16 protein-coding genes are annotated in these 19,805 nt (G+C 55.5%); 6 read left to right on the forward strand and 10 right to left on the reverse strand.

Translation table 11 applies throughout. The annotated features are described in order from the left end of the window. Positions 1–46: 46 nt before the first annotated feature. The 3 genes from NHG65_RS02290 to NHG65_RS02300 are packed head-to-tail and all read left to right on the forward strand — an operon-like array spanning position 47 to position 3,065. Positions 47–1,537 (forward strand): sodium:solute symporter family protein, encoded by a 1,491-nt coding sequence (locus NHG65_RS02290; RefSeq protein WP_219015304.1) that lies wholly within the window; start codon positions 47–49, stop codon positions 1,535–1,537. Positions 1,538–1,552: 15 nt separating this feature from the next. Further along, the gene (locus tag NHG65_RS02295; protein WP_099065055.1) at positions 1,553–2,464 is read left to right on the forward strand and encodes a 2-dehydro-3-deoxygalactonokinase; all 912 of its coding nucleotides are present in this window, start codon (positions 1,553–1,555) and stop codon (positions 2,462–2,464) included. Continuing rightward, a complete protein-coding gene (locus tag NHG65_RS02300; RefSeq protein WP_099065054.1) occupies positions 2,451–3,065 on the forward strand; it encodes a 2-dehydro-3-deoxy-6-phosphogalactonate aldolase in 615 nt (204 codons plus the stop codon). The genes NHG65_RS02295 and NHG65_RS02300 overlap by 14 nt, the downstream gene beginning before the upstream one ends. 18 nt (positions 3,066–3,083) lie before the next feature. Here the strand turns inward: NHG65_RS02300 and NHG65_RS02305 are convergent, their stop codons facing one another. The 7 genes from NHG65_RS02305 to argF (NHG65_RS02335) form a co-directional block, all read right to left on the reverse strand. Beyond that, the gene (locus NHG65_RS02305) at positions 3,084–4,652 is read right to left on the reverse strand and encodes an ABC transporter substrate-binding protein (protein ID WP_499182892.1); all 1,569 of its coding nucleotides are present in this window, start codon (positions 4,650–4,652) and stop codon (positions 3,084–3,086) included. Between the two features lie 225 nt (positions 4,653–4,877). Then, positions 4,878–5,369: an arginine repressor gene (locus NHG65_RS02310; RefSeq protein WP_499182893.1), complete on the reverse strand. Its 492-nt coding sequence runs from the start codon at positions 5,367–5,369 to the stop codon at positions 4,878–4,880. 64 nt (positions 5,370–5,433) lie between these two features. After that, entirely contained in the window at positions 5,434–6,864 is a 1,431-nt protein-coding gene (gene arcD, locus NHG65_RS02315) for an arginine-ornithine antiporter (protein WP_499182894.1), read from the reverse strand. A 90-nt stretch (positions 6,865–6,954) separates the two neighbouring features. Further along, on the reverse strand, positions 6,955–7,959 hold the full coding sequence (gene argF, locus NHG65_RS02320; protein WP_499182895.1) for an ornithine carbamoyltransferase: 1,005 nt from the start codon (positions 7,957–7,959) through the stop codon (positions 6,955–6,957). A 17-nt stretch (positions 7,960–7,976) separates the two neighbouring features. Beyond that, complete coding sequence (locus tag NHG65_RS02325; protein WP_499183455.1) at positions 7,977–8,894, reverse strand: carbamate kinase; 918 nt, start codon at positions 8,892–8,894, stop codon at positions 7,977–7,979. Between the two features lie 19 nt (positions 8,895–8,913). Beyond that, positions 8,914–10,134 (reverse strand): arginine deiminase, encoded by a 1,221-nt coding sequence (arcA, locus tag NHG65_RS02330; protein ID WP_261257020.1) that lies wholly within the window; start codon positions 10,132–10,134, stop codon positions 8,914–8,916. Positions 10,135–10,752: 618 nt separating this feature from the next. Continuing rightward, entirely contained in the window at positions 10,753–11,772 is a 1,020-nt protein-coding gene (gene argF / locus NHG65_RS02335; RefSeq protein WP_413507212.1) for an ornithine carbamoyltransferase, read from the reverse strand. A 163-nt stretch (positions 11,773–11,935) separates the two neighbouring features. Between argF (NHG65_RS02335) and rraB the strand changes: the two genes are divergently transcribed. Together rraB and miaE are read left to right on the forward strand one after the other, a co-directional pair. Continuing rightward, positions 11,936–12,364: a ribonuclease E inhibitor RraB gene (gene rraB / locus NHG65_RS02340; protein ID WP_099065051.1), complete on the forward strand. Its 429-nt coding sequence runs from the start codon at positions 11,936–11,938 to the stop codon at positions 12,362–12,364. Between the two features lie 44 nt (positions 12,365–12,408). Continuing rightward, positions 12,409–13,173: a tRNA isopentenyl-2-thiomethyl-A-37 hydroxylase MiaE gene (miaE, locus tag NHG65_RS02345; protein WP_499182896.1), complete on the forward strand. Its 765-nt coding sequence runs from the start codon at positions 12,409–12,411 to the stop codon at positions 13,171–13,173. A gap of 23 nt (positions 13,174–13,196) precedes the next feature. Here the strand turns inward: miaE and NHG65_RS02350 are convergent, their stop codons facing one another. Next, positions 13,197–14,804: a GMC family oxidoreductase gene (locus NHG65_RS02350; RefSeq protein ID WP_261416141.1), complete on the reverse strand. Its 1,608-nt coding sequence runs from the start codon at positions 14,802–14,804 to the stop codon at positions 13,197–13,199. A gap of 405 nt (positions 14,805–15,209) precedes the next feature. On the opposite strand from NHG65_RS02350, the gene NHG65_RS02355 reads away from it, so the two are divergent. Beyond that, positions 15,210–16,163 (forward strand): acyltransferase family protein, encoded by a 954-nt coding sequence (locus NHG65_RS02355; protein ID WP_499182897.1) that lies wholly within the window; start codon positions 15,210–15,212, stop codon positions 16,161–16,163. 55 nt (positions 16,164–16,218) lie between these two features. On the opposite strand, the gene NHG65_RS02360 is transcribed toward NHG65_RS02355, so the two are convergent. Both NHG65_RS02360 and NHG65_RS02365 read right to left on the reverse strand, forming a co-directional pair. Beyond that, on the reverse strand, positions 16,219–16,722 hold the full coding sequence (locus NHG65_RS02360) for a GNAT family N-acetyltransferase (RefSeq protein ID WP_261257028.1): 504 nt from the start codon (positions 16,720–16,722) through the stop codon (positions 16,219–16,221). 204 nt (positions 16,723–16,926) lie between these two features. Further along, on the reverse strand, positions 16,927–19,803 hold the full coding sequence (locus NHG65_RS02365) for a valine--tRNA ligase (protein ID WP_499182898.1): 2,877 nt from the start codon (positions 19,801–19,803) through the stop codon (positions 16,927–16,929). Positions 19,804–19,805 lie beyond the last annotated feature (2 nt).

The following is a 19,805-nucleotide window of genomic DNA, read 5'->3' on the forward strand; positions in this document are numbered from 1 at the left end:
TTATTTTCTTATTTTACTGCTACCCAACACTGACAGGATGTGAGATATGAATAATTTATCTTTCCTTATCTGGTTCGCTATTTATGCCCTCGCCATGATTGCACTTGGCTGGTATGTTTCGCGCCACCAAAAAAACGGCGATGACTTTCTGCTTGGCGGCCGATCCCTGCCGATGTTTCTGACGCTCGGCTCGACGGTCGGCACCATGGTTGGCACCGGCTCCAGCGTCGGTGCGGTAGGCTTTGGTTATGCCAACGGCTGGGCCGGTATGCTGTATGGCATTGGCGGGGCGACGGGCATATTGCTGGTCGCCTGGCTATTTGCCCCGGTCAGAAAAATGCGCTTTATGACCATGAGTGAAGAAATATCATATTATACCGGCGGCAGTAAAATAATTAAAAACGTCGTCGCGCTGCTGATATTTATTGCCTCTATTGGCTGGTTGGGTGCCCATATTCTGGGGGGCGGATTATATCTGGCCTGGGCCAGCGGTATTGATATTAACGTGGCTAAAGTAATTATTGCCCTGGCCTTTGTGGTTTATGTGGGTATTGGCGGATATTCTGCGGTGGTTTGGATCGATACGGTGCAATCTATTGTGCTGTTCCTCGGCTTTATTTTGATGGCGGTGTTGGCGGTACAGCATGTCGGTGGTTGGGCTAACATTCAGCACGCGGTAGATCCCGCGGCGCAAAGCCTGTTTGCCATCGACAAACTGGGCATGTTACCGGCGTTCTCACTGGCCTTGGTGATCGCCGTCGGCGTACTGGCCACCCCTTCTTATCGCCAGCGGATTTACTCGGCGAAAACCGTCTCGTCAGTGCGTCAGTCATTCACCATTACCGGCATTCTTTACCTGTTTTTCTCCTTCCTGCCGGCCATCATCGGTATGGCGGTCTGGACCATGAACCCCAATCTGGAAAACAGCGGTTTCGCTTTCTTGTTCGGCACCCAGGTACTGCCGCACGTGGTGGCCATGGTGATCCTGGTGGCCGGGATGTCGGCGAACATGTCCTCGGGCAGCTCAGATGCCATCGCCGGGGTGTCGATCATCCTGCGTGATCTCTACACCTTGTTTACCGGCCATATGCCGGCGGAAGACAAGGCGATTCGCCTGTCGCGGATCTTCCTGGTGCTGGTGATTGCGCTGGCGCTGGTGTTTGCCCTGACCTCCAACGACATCATCAGCTACATCACCAAAATGATCTCAATGATCATGTCCGGCCTGTTTATTTGCTCAATTCTGGGCCGTTTCTGGACCCGCTTTAACTGGCAGGGGGCATTGGCGGCGCTGATCGGCGGGGCAGCAACCTCAATGGCAGTGCTGATGAACAGCGATTGGCTGGCGTTTTGGGGCAACCCTTGCTTCCCTTCGGTGATGTTCAGCCTGATTGGCGCGGTAGTGGTGACGCTGGTGACACCGGCCAACAAAATGAGCCGCGAGCAGGCGCTGGAGATGATTACCCGCGAGCGGGAAAACCGTCCGGCGGTCAAGGTGCCGTTGGGTAAAAGCGCCGCCGTTGGCCGTAACGCTTAAGCGCAGGAGAACAGCATGACCGCAAATTATATTGCCATTGACTGGGGCTCCAGCCACCTGCGTACCTGGCGCATAGAGAACGGGGCGTGTGTCGCGCAACAGCAGACGGCGCAAGGGATAAAGTTTGTCGAACCGGGCAGCCACGATGCCGTATTGATGGCGCTGCTGGCACCGTGGCGGGCGTGGATCGAAGCGCGGCAAATTCCGGTACTGATGGCCGGCATGGTCGGCAGTGACAGCGGCTGGCTGGACAGCGGCTATCAAAGGTTGCCACTGCCGGTGGAAGCGATTGCCGCCGGGTGCATTGCCGTGCCGTCCTCGCTGTGCAGCCCGGTGTGGTTACGTCCGGGGCTGGCACAGTGGGAGGAGGAGGGTGCCAACGTGATGCGCGGTGAAGAGGTGCAACTGCTGGGAGCGCTGGCCTGCCAGCAGGCTGATATTTATCTGTTCCCCGGCACGCACAGCAAGTGGGTCAAACCCAGTATTCAGGCCGATGGCGTGCTGATAGAAGATTTCTCTACCGCCATCACCGGTGAGCTGTATCAGTTGTTGCTGCAACATAGCCTGTTGGGCAAAGGTTTGGCGGAGGGCGAGAACGACCCACAGGCGTTTGCCGATGGCGTACAGGCGTCGCTGCGAGGGGAAGATAGCCTGTTGAATCGCCTGTTCTACGCCCGCTCGCGACGGGTGCTGGGTTATTTAGCGGCGGCCAGTGTGGCGTCCTGGTTATCCGGCGTGTTGATTGGTGAAGAACTGGCACAACTGGTGCGGTGCTGGCCGCAAAGCGAGAGGCTGGCGCTGGTGGGGGATGCCCCGCTGGTGACGCATTATCTGGCCGCGTGTCATATCGCCGGGAAAAAAGCAGTGGTTATCGAGGCGCAGGTCGCCATGTTGAACGGATTCGGGAGGATTTATGCAGCCTTATAAATTACCGCTGGTGGCTATTCTGCGTGGTATTACACCCGCCGAGGTCCTGGAGCATGCCAGTGGCCTGCTCGAGGCCGGGTTTGAAATGATCGAAGTGCCCACCAACTCGCCCGACTGGCAGCAAAGCGTGCAGTTGTTGCAACAGCACTACGGTGCGCGAGCGCATATTGGTGCCGGGACGGTGATCGACGACGAAAAGCTGGAGGCGCTGATCGCCAGTGGTGCGCCGCTGATGGTGACACCCAATACCGATCCGTTGTTGATCCGCCGAGCCAAAGCCGCGGGATTGATTAGCTGCGTGGGGGCGATGACGCCGAGCGAGGTGTTTGCGGCGCTGGCGGCGGGCGCGGATATCGTGAAAATCTTCCCGGCGGGTGCGCTGGGTGTGGGCTACATCCGGGCACTGGTGAGTGTGCTGCCGAAAACCACCCAACTTTACGCGGTGGGCGGCATCACCCCGGAGAACCTGGCGGACTACCTTGCCGCCGGTTGCACGGGCGCAGGGTTGGGGTCCGATCTGTATCGTGCAGGCCAAACGCCGGAGGAAACCTGGCATAAGGCCGGGCGTTTTGCCGCCGCCTGGCGCAGGGCGGTGGAGTAACCCTGCGCTGGACAACGCTTACTTGCTGACGCGATCGTAGTAGACCATGTCGGCATTCAGACCCTGCTGGTAGCCTTTGACGTTATCGCGCAGCACCACTTCGGTTTTGGCCTGATCGATAAACACATACGGCGAACTGCGCTGCAGCTCCTGCTGCATAGCGGTATACAGCGCGGTGCGCTTGGCCGGATCGGCTTCGGCCACCGCTGCCAATGTTTGTTGGCTTAACTGCGGGATCTGCCAGCCATTGAGGCCCGCTACGGTGCTGGTCTTGCCGTCGTTATAGGCAAAGGCACTGGCGTTGGAGTGGGCGTCAAAGTAGTCCGGGATCCACAGACGGATCGCGGCCTGATGCTGGCGGGCGCGCACCCGCGAATAGACCTGGCTGCCGGCGGCCGGCAACAGTTCCAGCTTCACGCCGCCCTCGGCAAAGCTGGCCTGCAGCGCCTGAGCGATGGTGATAAACGGCGGTTTGTTCTCCACGTCCAGCGTCAGTGCGGCGTTGGTGATACCGGCCTTGGCCAGGATAGCTTTGGCCCTGGCCGGATCAAAGCTGAACGGGTTGTCTTTCAGCGCCCCCGGCAAGCCGACCGGCAGGAAGCTCTGGTGAACAAAGTACTGGCCTTTCAGCAGATCTTTGGTGATGCCCTGATAGTCGATCAGATAGCGCGCCGCTTCCCAGAAGGCCGGGTTTTTCAGCAGCGGATTGGCGGTATTGCCGGTGTTGAACACCAGATAATTTTGCTCGGCGGATGGGATCTCCATCACCTTCACACCCGGCTGCCCCTTCAGCGCCACGGTTTGGTCCGGGCCAAGCTCGCGTGCCACGTCAGCGTCGCCCTGCTGGATCAACAGGCGACGGGTGGCAGAGTCCGGCACGCTTTTAATGATGATGCTTTTTAGCAGCGGCTTGCTGCCCGGCGACGTCGGGTTGGCATCCAGCACGATCGCCTGATGCGGCTGGTAGACGCGCATTTTGAACGGTCCGCTGCCGGCGGAGTGCATTTTCAACCAGGCGTTGCCGTAGTCGCCGTCTTTGGCGTTGGGCTGCACCGCCTTGCTATCGACGATCGAGGCGATCGGCGTGGAGAGAATATTCAGCGCCACCGCCGGGCTGACGTCAGCCGTCCAGCTCAGTTGCAGGCTATGTTCGTCGATTTTTCTCAGCTGTCCATCGATGTTATCCGGCTGCCAGCCGAGTACGTTGAGGATAAACGCCGGTGACTTGTTCATCTTCACCGCGCGGCTGTAGGAAAAGATCACGTCATCGGCGGTCAATGGGTTACCGGAGGCAAATACCGCCTGTGGGCGCAGTTTGATGGTCAGGGTTTTGGCTGCCGCGTCGCCCTGCCAGCTTTCTGTCAGCACCGGTACCACCTTCGCCGGATCGTCGCGATCCGCCTGTACCAGCCGTTGATACAGGCTCGGCACGGTCTGGATACTGGACAGTTCATTGGCTTCCGCCGGATCGAGGCTGACGATATCGTCCAGCGATTGCACTACCACCAATGTATTGGGTGGCGTGGCAGCCAGCGTGGCGGTGGACAGTGCGGCAAGAATTAACAGCGGCAGGACTTTGGCTTTCATTGATATTTCCCCTGAATGCACCGCGGGCTCCGGTGCCGAGAAGTCTTTGTTATCGTTAGTTTTCGCGGCGTTTCGCCGTCAGCATGCACGGTAGAACCTTTGCCGGTGGCTGACAAAGGTTAATCGGCTATTTGATAGACAAAAAAAGACTATAAGAGGCTATTAAGCGGAGCGCCATATTCAATGGCGAATAAAGCCCTGAGCGATCCAGGGCTTTTTGGGGTATCAAAGACCGGCATTGCTGTCCAGCAGGTTCAGCAGGCGCTGATGCAGCTGAGCGACATCGCGTGTATCGCGTGGCGCTATCCACACCACATTGCTGCTGGCGATCACGCCCAATACGGCGGGCCAGGCGCAAAGATCGATAATACGCGCCATGGCTTTCGCGTAGCCGGAATTCATGTGGATCAGCACAAACTTGTCGTTATGCTCGACGTCGATCAGCATCGCTGACAGCGGCTCGTTGATATCGGGCGCCGGGTGGTGCAGCGCATTGAGAGAATAGACTTTTTTCCCCTTGGCATTCTGCACCTTCATGACCCCCAGAATTTTCAACAGGCGAGATACGGTCGACTGGCTAATGCCCTGATAGCCGCTGCGCATCATTTGATGACGGATCTCCTCCTGTGATGAATAACGTTGGCTGACCACCAGTTTGCGGCACAGTGCCAGTTTTCGTTGTTCCTTTGCCCATGAGGTTTCTATTTTATTCGTCATTTTAATACTGCCTTGGTTTGAAAAAGAGCGATAACTCTATATAAATCAATGCAATAAAGTATGATTAACCGAGGGTGATATGACCGGTCGCAATCATATAAACGGTAATGCAGGCGATAATGACCAAAAAGGTGGCAATTAGTGCTTCATAGCCCTTCAAAAGCCGCTCTGCACGCTGGGTTTTCTTGTGCCACAGGAAGACCAGCAAACCGGGAACGAACAGCAGCGAACTCAGCAACATCTGGCTGCCAGCCGCATAACACAGCCAAAAACCGTAGAGGGTACCTATTAATCCGAGGGCCAGATCGCGGGTGCGCGTCTCCTCTGCCCGGTAGTTTTCTCCGGTGATCGCCAGTTTCAAACCATAGGCGGCGCTGAACAGGTAAGGGGGAAGGATAGCGGCGGTGGCGATAGAGAACAGTGCCTGATAACCGGCACTACAGAACAACGTCAGCAGCAGGAACAGCTGAATCAAACCATTGGTGATCCACAACGACGTTGCGGGTGAGCCATTGGCATTAGTTTTGGTGAATATTTTTGGGAACATGCCGTCTTTGGCCGCGACAAACGGCAGTTCCGAGGCGAACAGCGTCCAGGCTAGCAGTGCGCCGGTTACCGATAAAACGACCCCGGCGGCAACCAGGCGTGCGCCCCAAATACCGATCACGGATTCCAACACCCCAGCGGTTGATGGATTTTTTAATCCGCTCAGCGTGGCTTGATCCAGCACGCCCATCGACAGCACGCTGACCAGAATATAAATCACCAGGCAGCCCAGTAACCCAATCACGGTTGCCTTGCCGATATCTGTGCGTTTGGCTGCCCGTGAGGAGACCACGGTGGCACCCTCGATGCCGACAAACACCCAGGTGGTAATTAGCATGGTGCCTTTTACCTGTTCAAACAGTGCGGGATGACTGCCGTCGATCACCATCATACGGCCCCAGAAGTCTGCGGTGAAAATGCCGATGCGGAAGGCGATCACCACTGCGGCGATAAATACCAGCAATACCAGTACCTTGACTACCGTCAGCACGGTATTGATCATCGCGGTCTCTTGCACGCCGCGCAACACCAGCGCATGTACCAGCCACAGCACAATGGAGGCACCCAGGATTGACTGCCAGTTATTGCCCAGGCCGAATACCGGGAAGAAGAAACTGAGGGCGCTGAACAGCAGTACCGAATAAGAGACGTTGCCCAGCCAGGCGGCGAACCAGTAACCCCAGGCAGACTGGAAACCTATAAAGTCACCGAACCCGGCGCGGGCATAGCTGTAAATCCCCCCTTCCAACTTTGGACAGCGGGCGCTGAGATTCTGATAAATCAATGCCAGGCAAATCATCCCGACGGCGGTAATGAGCCAGCCGATCAACAGCGCACCGGGTGAGGCTACAGAAGCGAAGTTTTGCGGCAGGCTGAATACGCCGCCACCCACCATGGAACCGATGACCAACGCAATAAGCGCCATCAGTCCCAGTTTTTTTTCAGACATAAGGGCTCCTCCAGCTGCGCAGCGCAGCAGGAAAATAATGATGCAGAGATATGAAGAGACGCGGCGGCAGGCTAACCGCCGCGCCACAAATCAGTCGCCGAGGGTGGCGACCATCACGGCCTTGATGGTGTGCATGCGGTTTTCCGCCTCATCGAACACGATGGAGTGGGAGGATTCGAACACCTCTTCGGTGACTTCCAGCCCTTTCAGACCGTAGGCAAGTTCAATCTCTTTACCTACTTTGGTTTGCTCGTTATGGAAGGCAGGCAGGCAGTGCATAAACTTGACCTGTGGGTTGCCGGTGGCTTTCAGCACCGCCGCATTGATCTGATACGGCTGCATCAGTTTGACGCGCTCAGCCCAGGCTTCCTTGGGTTCCCCCATAGAGACCCAAACGTCGGTATAGAGGAAGTCGACACCTTTTACGCCTTCATCCACCAGTTCGGTCACGGTGATATGGGCCCCGGTCTCGGCAGCAATGTCGGCACACCGGGCCAGCAAGGCTTCGTCCGGCCAAAAGGCCTTAGGTGCGACCAGGCGGATATCCATACCCATTTTTGCCGCGCCTACCATCAACGAATTACCCATGTTATTGCGCGCATCCCCAAGGTAGGCGAAGGAGATTTGATTGAGTTTTTTCCCCGGCTTATGCTCCAGCATGGTCATCAAATCCGCCAGAATTTGCGTCGGGTGGAATTCGTCGGTCAGACCGTTCCATACCGGGACCCCGGCAAACTCCGCCAGCTCTTCAACAATCGCCTGACCGAAGCCGCGGTATTCGATACCGTCATACATGCGGCCCAGCACCCGGGCGGTGTCTTTCATCGACTCCTTAATGCCAATCTGGGAACCGGTAGGGCCGAGATAGGTGACCCGGGCACCCTGATCGAATGCGGCGACCTCAAATGAGCAGCGGGTGCGGGTAGAGGTTTTTTCGAAAATCAGCGCGATGTTTTTACCGCACAGGCGTTGTTTTTCTGCTTTTCCGTATTTGGCTTTTTTCAGCGCGAAGGCCAAATCGATCAGGTGTTGGATCTCATCGGGACGGAAATCCAGCAGTTTCAGAAAATGGCGATGACGTAAGTTGATGCTCATAAGATTTCCCTCTATATTCAATGTTTTGGAGTGATTAATGTACCTTGCTCGCCGGTCAGAATGCGGGTGGCATCTTGCAGTGCGCCAATGCCGGCAATGCCGTGGCGAGAGCGTACAAAATGGCTGGCAGCCGAGACTTTCGGCCCCATAGATCCGGCGTCGAAGCTGATGTCGGCCAGATCGTTCGGCGTCACCTTTCTCAGCGCTCGCTGCTGTTGAGTGCCCCAGTCGAGATATACGGCGTCGGCATCGGTCAGGATCAGCAGAGCGTCGGCGTTGATTTGTTCCGCCAGGAAGGCAGCGGACAGATCTTTGTCGATCACGGCTTCAATCCCCTGTAATTTTCCTTCCTGCCGCAGCACTGGAATGCCGCCGCCGCCGGCGCAGACAACCAGATGTCCCTGGGCAATCAGTGCGTTAATCGCGGCGGTTTCAATGATGTTGAGTGGTTTGGGTGAAGGCACCACGCGGCGGAAATACTTGCCGTCCGGTTTGATTGTCCAACCTTTATCCAGGCTTAGCGCCAGCGCGGTTTCCTGGTCGTAGACCGGCCCGATATATTTGCTGGGGTTGCCGAAGGCGCTGTCGTCAGGGTCAACCTCAACCTGGGTGAGCAATGCACTGACTTGTTGTTCCGGCAGACAGTTCTTCAACTCCTGCACCAGCAGATAACCGATCATGCCCTGGCTTTCTGCACCCAATACGTCAAGTGGGTAAGGCGCAACCTGCGGGTAAGCGCTGTTTTGCAGCGCCAGCAATCCGACTTGTGGGCCGTTGCCGTGCACCAGTACCACGTTCCAGTCCTTGCTCAGCGCAGCGATTTGGCGGCTGGCGAGCAAGACGTTGCGGCGTTGGATATCCGCCTCAAGCGGTTCTCCACGGCGCAGTAGGGCGTTCCCACCCAGGGCAATCACCACAGTAGGTTTAGTCATGATGTTTTTATTCCGTCGGGGGTTAGATAGCGTCGCGTTCCAGCGGGCAGCTCATGCAGCGGGCGCCGCCGCGGCCACGGCCCAGTTCATCGCCGGGGATCGGCAGTACGGTGATGCCGGCCTTGTCGTATTTTTCGTTGGTCCAGGTGTTGCGCTCGTAACCGACAACCACGCCAGGGCGGATAGTCAGGACGTTATTGGCATCGTTCCATTGTTCACGTTCGGCTTCGAAGCTGTCGCCCCCGGTGGTGATGAGCTGCACCTGAGTAATACCCAGGGCACGTTCAATCGCGGTCAGGAAATGTTTTTCCTGCTGGCGATGCAGGCCCCCTTTCCCGTCAGGGGTCAGCGTCCAGCACTGTGACTCTTTGCGCACCACTTCCGGATAGACCGAAAAGGTATCCAGGTTGATGTGAGTCATTACGGTATCCAGGTGCATACAGGAACGGTGCTTAGGTAATTCCAATGCGATGACCCGCTCTGCCTGATGGGATTGGAACAGTGCCTGCGCCAGGAATTCCACTCCTTGTGGCGTGGTGCGCTCTGACATACCGATTAATACCGCACCGCGGCCAATAACCAGGACGTCGCCCCCTTCCAGCGTGGCGTGATCATAATTGCGTTCTTCGTTGCCAAAATAAGTGGTGAAATCACCTTTGGAAAAATAAGGATGCCATTTATAAATGGCGCGAAGATTATTTGTCTCACGCTGTCGTGCCGGTTTTGCCATGGGGTTAATAGATACGCCGTTATATATCCAGCATGAGGTATCGCGAGTGAATAAATGGTTCGGCAGTGGCTTCATAATAAAGTCAGTGCCCTGATGGGTATCGACCACCATATTACTGAAGCTGGCAGGGATCTCAGCATATGTCAGGCCACCCGTCATATGGCGGGCAAGTTGAAGATCGGACAAGTCGCCCAACCAGCCACGAATATCGGCCGCCAGTGACGGCCCAAGCCGGAAATCAGAGACCTGTGTTGACAGCAGCCATTGCTTGGCGGCGGGAATACCCATGGTTTCTTTCAGTAGATCGGTAAGCAGTAATACTTCGACATTCTGATCTCTTAGCGTTTTGGAGAATATATCGTGGTCAGCGCCTGCTCGTTCGACGGATAACACGTCATCAAATAATAGTTCATGACAATTAGATGGCGTTAATCTTTTCAAGCTTAAATTAGGACGATGAAGCATAACGCTGCGCAGTTGGCCTATTTCAGACCCTACATAGTTCTTATTCATTTCATTCCCTATTTTCAGATTTGAGTAACATCGAACGAAAAGAAATAAAGAGGTAATTTCCTTTCATAAGGATGGGTACCGTTGCGTTGCGGAGAATAATAAACTTTGCTTTAGGGTGTTTTGTGATGGAGATCACGTAATAAATGGACGGGAAATGAAACAAGCTATGAATTGATTGGTGTCATTGTTTTGTTTGTAAATCTATTATTCAGAATGAATTAATACTCGCGCCTGGTGTTAATTATCCAGTAATAAAGAGGTTTGTGCGGGTTTTAGTTCAATGTGCTTTATTCTAACTTATTGTTTTTGTTTTCTTTGTGCCGATGGTTGGCGTAATTATTCACTAAGTTGTCATTTATATTCTTATCAATCCGTGATTTTTTGAATTTTTATTCCTATTGACGGTAAAACGGCGTTTTTTATTTTTGTGATACGGTCGGTTTATCTTTTTTTTATGATGAATAAACAAATTATTAGCACCAAGGTATGTTCCGGCCAGAATAGGGTTATGCGAGCTTGTTGCATAAAAATCCACTGAACGGAGAAAGAAGGCGGAATAATTAGTCGGGAAGGCGATGGGCGGGTTAAGAACCCGCCCGTAATGCCTGGCTGGTGGTGTTAAAGCGTTTCGCTGAGGGTGGCGACCATCACCGCCTTGATGGTATGCAGGCGGTTTTCTGCCTGATCGAATACCACGCTGTGCGCCGATTCGAACACTTCATCGGTGACTTCCATGCCGCCGTGCAGCCCGTATTGTTCCGCCATCTGCTTGCCGAGGGTGGTTTGGTCATCGTGAAATGCCGGCAGGCAGTGCAGGAACTTGACGTTCGGGTTACCGGTCAGTTTCACCATCGCCATATTGACCTGATAGGGTTTCAGCAACCCGATACGCTCATGCCAGGTTTCTTTCGGCTCACCCATCGACACCCAGACGTCGGTGTACAGGAAGTCCGCGTCTTTCACCCCTTCGGCAATGTCTTCGGTCAGGGTGATCTTGGCACCGGTCTGTTTTGCCAGTGCCTGGCACTCCGCGACCAGCTCCGGCTGCGGCCAGCAGGCCTTCGGTGCGACCAGACGCAGATCCATCCCGGCCAGCGCGGCGGCTTCCAGCAGAGTGTTGCCCATATTGTTGCGGGTGTCGCCGAGGTAAGCGAATTTTACCTCGTTCAGCGGCTTACCCGGCAGGTGTTCCTGCACCGTGAGCAGGTCCGCCAGCAACTGCGTCGGGTGGAACTCGTTGGTCAGCCCGTTCCACACCGGCACGCCGGCATGTTTGGCCAGGGTTTCCACCAGATGCTGGCCGTAACCCCGATACTGAATACCGTCATACATCCGACCCAGCACGCGGGCGGTGTCTTTCATCGACTCTTTATGGCCAATCTGGCTGCCGCTCGGGCCGAGGTAGGTGACCTGAGCACCCTGATCGAATGCGGCAACTTCGAAAGAGCATCGGGTACGGGTCGAGTCTTTTTCGAAGATGAGCGCGATGTTTTTTCCCTGCAGGTGGCGGGTTTCCTTGCCTTGTTGCTTGGCCAGCTTCAAATCGGCCGACAGTTTCAGCAGCGCTTGCAGTTGCGCCGGGGTGAAATCCATTAATCTCAGGAAGTGACGTTTGTAGAACGGGTTTATGCTACTCATTGCCGTATATCCTTACCGTTTAAATTGAATTTAAATTCACTTTATATGTATGAATATTCAATTTCAACCCCGCAGTGGAAATCTTTCACGTTTATCGTGGAAGCAATGCCGACGGTGTGTGAAAATAGGCGCAATACAGGCCATTTGACTTGAGGATATAGGCATGGCAAACAGCGAACAGCTAGACGAACAACGTGAAGAGACCCGCCTGATCATCGAAGAACTGCTGGAAGACGGCAGCGATCCAGAGGCGCTCTACACCATTGAACACCATCTCTCTGCCGAGAAGTTTGAAGTGCTGGAGAAAGCCGCTGTCGAAGCCTTCAAGTTAGGCTTTGAAGTGACCGACGCCGAAGAGCTGGAAGTGGAAGACGGTACCCTGGTGATGTGCTGTGACGTGATCAGCGAAGTGGGTCTGAACGCCGAAGTGATCGACGCTCAGGTTGAGCAACTGGTGGCGTTGGCGGCACGTTGTGGCGTTAACTACGACGGTTGGGGCACCTACTTTGAAGATCCGAACGGCGAAGAAGGCGACGATGAAGAAGAAGAAGGTGACTTCATCGACGAAGACGACGACGGTAAACGCCATTAATAAACGCTGTGGGCCGGCGCTAGCCGGCCCTCTGATAAGAGCCGATGAAATACCAATCCCTGTTAGCCCCGATTTTAAACTTCCTGCACTGTGAAACCCCAGACGCCTCGATTGACGCCGCGCGTCGCCCGGAAAACCTGCCGCTGTTGCTGACCGACCATATGGTGTGTGAGTTAAAAGCCGCGCAGACCGGCATGTGGTTGATCCGTCGTTACGTGGCGGACAAGGAGAGCGGCGATGCGCTGCTGGCCCTGCTCAGGCCTTACGAGGCGTTTCTGCATGAAGCGCAGGGCGTGCCGGAAGCGCTGTTCAAGCAAAACAATTTCACCCGCAAGATCCTGCCGAAAAACGGCTCGGCCTATGGTCAGGATCTGGCAGATAAAATGGTGCTGCTGATCAAAGAAGAACTGCATCATTTCTCGCAGGTACTGGAGATCATGCTGGCGCGGCAGATCCCGTATAAGAAAATCACTGCCAGCCGCTATGCCAAAGGCATGATCCGTGAGATCCGCACCCACGATCCGGTCACGCTGATTGATAAACTGATTTGCGGTGCTTATATCGAAGCGCGCTCCTGCGAACGTTTCGCCCGGCTGGCACCACACCTGGACGACGAGCTAAACCGCTTCTATGTTTCGCTGCTGCGCTCCGAAGCGCGCCACTATCAGGACTACCTGACATTGGCCGAACAGATTGCCGGTGGCGATATCAGCGAGCGGGTGGCCCATTTTGGTCGTATCGAAGCGGCGCTGATCCAAACCCCGGACAGCGAGTTCCGCTTCCACAGCGGCGTGCCCGTCACCGCCTGATTGCCGGGCAGCCGTGAATGATGTTATTCCGGCGCGCCCAGCAACAAATCCACCGCTTTTTCTGCCAGCATGATGGTCGGCGCATTGGTATTGCCGCTGGTCACCTGTGGCATCACCGAGCAGTCGATCACCCGCAGCCGTTCAAAACCGTGCACCCGCAGTTGTAAATCCGTCACCGAGTCCTGCGGTGATTGCCCCATGCGACAGCTGCCTACCGGGTGATATACCGTTTTGCAGAAGTTGCGCACGAACTCTTCCAGTTGCGCCTCATCGTTCAGCCAAGCCGGCTGTGGCATCAGCAGATCTTTGATAATCGGTTTGAGCGCGGCGGTTTGCAGGAAACGCAGGCCGAACTTCACCGCACGCACGCTGCCGGCCAGATCTTCCGGGTGGCCGAGGTAGTTGGCGTGTAGTTTCACCGGATCTTTGGGATCGCGACTGCGCAACAACACTTCGCCACGTGCCTTCGGCTGCAGATAACCGACCTTGAGCGTGAAGCCGTGGATATTGGGCAGCGGTTCGCCGGGCACGTCGTCCCAGCTGTCGAGCAGCGGCAGGAAGTGGATTTGTACGTCTGGCCTGCCGTCACCCAGGCTGTCGGTGAAGGCGGCGCCTTCCAGCACGTTTGAACTCAGTACGCCGCTGCGGAATGCCAGCCATTCGGTGCCGTGACGCAGCGCCTGCAGGCCGCGATCGGCGCCGTACAGGCTGATCGGCTCGCGGGTACTGACGTTGATCGACATATGCAGGTGATCGTGGAAGTTCTTGCCCACCGGCAGATCCGCCAGCGGTTCGATACCCAACTGTTGCAGATGTTCGCGTGGTCCGATGCCGGACAGCATCAGGATCTTCGGCGATCCTACCGCCCCGGCGCTGAGGATCACTTCCTGCGTGGCATGGGCAGTAACTTCGGCGCCGCCGTTTTGGCTATACACCACGCCGGTGGCGACGTTGTTATCGAACACCACCCGGTGCACCAGCGCATTCAGTTTCACCACCAGCCGTTGTTCGTTTCGCACCGCTTTCAGGTAAGTGCGTGCGGTGCTGGCGCGTTCGCCATTGTGGGTGGTGGTCTGGTAGAAACCGACGCCGTGCTGGCTGTCGCCGTTGAAATCGTTGCGGTAGGGGAGATCCAGCTCCTGGCCGGCGCGGATAAATGCCATGCTGAGCGGGTGACGATAGCGGTTCTCGCTGACCGGCAGCAGACCCTCACCGCCGTGATAGGCATCCGACAGGCTTTCGTTGGCCTCGGCGCGTTTGAAGTAGGGCAGTACGTCCTGATAGCCCCAACCGATGCAGCCATAACGATCGGCCCACTCGTCGTAATCCTGTCGTTGGCCGCGAATATAGATCATGCCGTTGACCGAGCTGCTGCCGCCCAGCACCTTACCCTGGGCTATCTGCATGCGGCGGTTATTGGCATGCGGCTCCGGCTCGGTTTCATACGGCCAGCTTTTTTTGGCGATGATCTTCGCCACGCCGGCCGGCATCTTGATGAACAGATTATTGTCGTCGCCACCGGCTTCCAGCAGTAGCACCCGTGCCTGAGTGCGACGGATCAACTGCGCTGCCAGTACGCAGCCGGCGGACCCTGCGCCAACAATGATGTAATCAAAAGCGTTTTCCGACATGACTGCTCCCTGTGCGATTGCGGCATGAGCCTGTATTGGCAGAGTATCGCAAGCGGGCGGCAGGTCAATTTGAATTCATTAATTTGTTAATGAATATCACAAAAAACATTTGTGAATTTTATTATATATATGATTTTTATGGATAAAAAATAACATAATGATATTAATATTTTGTTGGTTTTTTTGAGGGGCATGGGCTGACGAGAGAAATCGGGGGGTTATAAATATCCGGCACATTGTTTCTTAAAGGAATATTAAATATGAGACTTATCCGATCTGGAAAGAGGGTGTCAGAGCAAAATAGCTGCTATATGATGGCGAAACCTGTTATTGGATAAGATATTAAGAAATATGGAAATTTCGATTAATAAATCTAATTATTTAAAAGGGATTGCCATCATTCTGATGTTAATCCATCACCTGTTTGCCTATCCGAGCCGTATTAGTCCGGACATCCCGGTTTATCATATGGTTAACAGCGTCGATATTGAGATGTTTGTGGGCCTGTTCGGCAAGATTTGCGTGTCGATGTTCCTGTTTCTCTCCGGTTACGGATTCTCGCTGAAAAAAGAAGTCTCGTTTAAATATATCTGGGGCAAGCTGAAAAATTTATATATCAGCTACTGGATAGTGCTGTTTATCTTTGTGCCGATCGGCATCATCTTCTTTCCGGGCGAAAGATATTCCCTGTCGCCGTCGCTGTTTTTCGAAAACCTGATTGGCATTAAATCCACTTATAACAGCGAGTGGTGGTTCTTTAAACTCTATGTTTTGTACGTGCTCTCTTTGCCGCTGTTATCGCGCTTGAATATCGGCCCATTGCTGGGGCTGCTGTTTTTGGCGGCGCTGTGTGGCAAGGGGTTGCAGTATGTCGCCGGGGCGCCAGAAGTGTTGATCGAATATTGCACCTGGCTGCTGCCATTTGGCTTTGGCATGGTGTTTGGCCGCAGCCAGAAAATGCCACCGAACTCGTGGCTGGTGAAACTGATCACCACTCTGAGCCGCACCCATCCGCTGATCTTGCTGATGGTGACGGTGGCCGTGTTTATTGTCGCCCATAACCCGGGGCTGCTGCTGGTGACACCGTTGTTTATTATCGCGCTGATGAAAACCGCCGATGGGCTGGGCAGTACGGTGAACCGGGTGGTGAGCGAACTGGGCAAGCATTCGCTGTACATGTGGCTGACCCACAGTTTTTATTGCTATTACTTCACTCAAAAGCTGATCTTTGCGCCGCGCTATACGCCGCTGATCCTGCTGTTGTTAATTGCAGTGTCGTACCTGACCAGCCTGGTGCTGAGCCGGATTGAGTTGGCTATCAAGGGAGAGGTGACGGGGAAAGAGCAGAAGGCGGGGTAAGGGCGTAGGGGCGCTGCATGCTGCGCCCGTTATTACCGCGGGCGCAGTAGCAAGATTAAAGCGTCTTCAGCATGGTGACTTCGCAGTCGACATGGCCGGTGGTGCCCATCGCCTGGTCGATATGCTCAAAGCCCAGATGCTCATACAGGCCGATGGCCTGCGTCAGGCTGGCGGTGGTTTCTAAATAACAACAGCGGAAGCCCTGTTGACGGGCGAACTCCAGTGCCTGCAGCGCCAGGCGTTTTGCCAGGCCCTGGCCGCGTAAAACCGGCAGGAAATACATTTTCTGTAATTCGCAAATATCGTCTTCACCGCCCTGCAGCGGCGCAACACCACCACCACCGGCAATTTGGCCATCGACTTCTATCACCCAGTAAGCGCTGCGTGGCAGGCTGTAGAGCTGATACAAGACGTCCAGATTGGGGTCGGAAACGGTATAGCCTTTGTCCGCTGTCAAACCGTGCTCGGCGGAGACTTCGCGAATGACATTAGCAATAGCGGCATTATCATCAGCCGTTATTGGGCGCACCAGAAGACGTACTGGGGTTGCTGTTGTCATATTTACACTCGCCATAAGAAGAACCTTAGTGGTTCCGAAATTTCGTTTTTATCGCAACACAAAACGCGCCGGAGTTTTATCCCAGCGGCGTCCATGCAGCATTTAAATCTTGTAATAACATCTTAAGCGGGCCAGATGCAACGGCAATAAAAAAAACAGCGGGGAAGCCCCCGCTGTTTTTAACAGTTGCAGCGAACCGACAGATTACAGCGCGGCGATGGTCGCCTGCTGTTCCTGCAGCTTCACTTTGCCTTCTTTACAGGCCGTCAGACGTTCGCGCTCTTTGGCGACCACGGCTTCTGGCGCACGCGCCACAAAGCCTTCGTTAGACAGCTTGCCTTCGATCGACGCGATTTCCGCATCCAGCTTGCCCATCTCTTTCGACAGACGCGCGATCTCGGCGTCCTTATCGATAAAGCCGGCCATAGGGATCAGCAGCTCGGCACCGTCCACCAGTTTGGTGACCGACAACGGGCCTTTGTCACCGGCAGGCAGCAGGGCGATCGACTCCAGACGCGCCAGACGCTGAATAAAGCTTTGGTTCTCCTGCACGCGGCGCTCAGCGTCGGGGTTGCAGTTGCGCAGCAGCACTTCCAGCAGTTTGCTCGGTGCAATGTTCATCTCGGCACGAATGTTACGTACCGCGGTGATTGCCTGCTTGATCCACTCCAGGTCGTTCAGCGCTTGCGTATCTTCCAGCGCGGCGTCGTACTCTGGGAACGGCTGCAGCATGATGGTGTCTGCGGTTTCGCCGGTCAGGGTTTTCACGCGCTGCCAGATGGTTTCGGTAATGAACGGGATCACCGGGTGCGCCAGGCGCAGCAGGGCTTCCAGCACGGTGATCAGCGTATGGCGGGTGCCGCGCTGTTCCGCTTCGCTGCCGTTGCTCACTACCGGCTTGGTCAGCTCCAGATACCAGTCACAGAACTGGTTCCAGGTGAATTCGTACAGGATGTTGGCGGCCAGATCGAAGCGGTAAGTGTCCAGCGCTTCGCGGTAAGCCTTCACCGTACGGTTGAATTCAGCCAGGATCCAGCGATCCGCCAGCGACAGCACTTTCTCGCCGCCGTTGAAGCCACAGTCCTGGCCTTCTGCGTTCATCAGCACAAAGCGGCTGGCGTTCCACAGCTTGTTACAGAAGTTGCGGTAGCCTTCCAGGCGCTTCATGTCCCAGTTAATGTCACGGCCGGTGGAAGCCAGTGCCGCCAGGGTGAAGCGCAGGGCGTCGGTGCCATGCGGTTCGATGCCGTTCGGGAACTGCTTCTCGGTGCGCTTGCGAATTTTCTCCGCCAGCTGCGGCTGCATCATGTTACCGGTGCGTTTTTCCAGCAGGTCTTCCAGCGAGATGCCGTCAACCATGTCCAGCGGGTCGATCACGTTACCTTTCGACTTGGACATCTTCTGCCCTTCGTCGTCGCGGATCAGACCGGTCATGTAGACGGTTTTGAACGGAACCTGCGGCTTGCCGTTTTCATCTTTCATAAAGTGCATGGTCAGCATGATCATGCGTGCAATCCAGAAGAAGATGATGTCGAAGCCGCTGACCATCACGCTGGTCGGGTGGAAGGTTTTCAGCGCGTCGGTCTGCTCTGGCCAGCCCAGGGTAGAGAAGGTCCACAGGCCGGAAGAGAACCAGGTATCCAGCACGTCTTCGTCCTGGTTCAGCACCACTTCCGGGCCCAGGTTGTTTTCGCTACGCACTTCTTCTTCGTTACGGCCAACATAGACTTTGCCGTTCACGTCGTACCAGGCCGGGATACGGTGACCCCACCACAGCTGACGCGAGATACACCAGTCCTGAATATCACGCATCCAGCTGAAGTACATGTTTTCGTACTGCTTCGGCACGAACTGGATCTCGCCTTGCTCAACCGCTTCCACCGCCACTTTCGCCAGCGGGGCAGTACGCACGTACCATTGGTCGGTCAGCATAGGTTCGATCACCACGCCGCCGCGGTCGCCGTAAGGCACCGTCAGGTCGTGCGGTTTGATCTCTTCCAGCAGGCCCAACTCTTCAAAGGCGGCTACCACGGCTTTACGCGCCGCGAAACGCTCCAGGCCACGGAACTGGGCCGGGATTTCGTTGCAGTAGTCGGTGCAGATTTCGCCGAGGGTGTTGAACACTTCCGCTTCCTGACGGATATCACCGTCGAAAGTCAGGATGTTGATCATCGTCAGGCCGTGACGTTTACCGACTTCGTAGTCGTTAAAGTCGTGCGCCGGGGTGATTTTCACGCAGCCGGTGCCTTTTTCCATATCGGCGTGTTCGTCACCGACGATGCGGATGCGGCGACCAACCAGCGGCAGAATGATTTCTTTGCCGATTAAATCTTTGTAGCGCGGATCTTCCGGGTTCACGGCCACGCCGGTATCACCGAGCACGGTTTCCGGACGGGTGGTGGCGACCACCAGGTAATCTTTGCCTTCGGCAGTTTTAGCGCCGTCGGCCAGCGGGTAGCGCAGGTGCCACATGGAGCCTTTGGACTCGCGGTTTTCCACTTCCAGATCGGAGATGGCGGTGCGCAGTTTTGGATCCCAGTTCACCAGGCGCTTGCCACGGTAGATCAGATCTTCTTTGTGCAGGCGGACAAACACTTCGCGTACCGCGTTGGACAGGCCTTCGTCCATGGTGAAGCGCTCGCGCTCCCAGTCCACGGAGTTGCCCAGACGGCGCATCTGACGGGTGATGGTGCCGCCGGATTCTGCCTTCCACTGCCAGATTTTGTCGATGAACGCGTCGCGGCCATAGTCATGGCGGGTTTTGTTTTCTTCTGCGGCGATCTTGCGCTCAACCACCATCTGGGTAGCAATACCGGCATGGTCGGTACCGGCCTGCCACAGGGTGTTTTTACCCTGCATGCGCTGGTAGCGGATCATGGTGTCCATGATGGTCTGCTGGAAGGCGTGCCCCATGTGCAGGCTGCCGGTGACGTTCGGCGGCGGGATCATGATGCAGAAGCTTTCCTGGTTGGTATCGCCATTGGGCTTGAAGTAACCCTGGTTTTCCCAGTGATCGTACAGCTTCTGTTCGATCTCTTTCGGGTCGTAGGCGGTATCGAGGTGACTGTTTGTCTTTTCCATTT

It is taken from the genome of Serratia myotis (genome assembly GCF_027474885.1).
In the GTDB taxonomy this organism is placed as follows: Bacteria; Pseudomonadota; Gammaproteobacteria; order Enterobacterales; family Enterobacteriaceae; genus Serratia; species Serratia proteamaculans.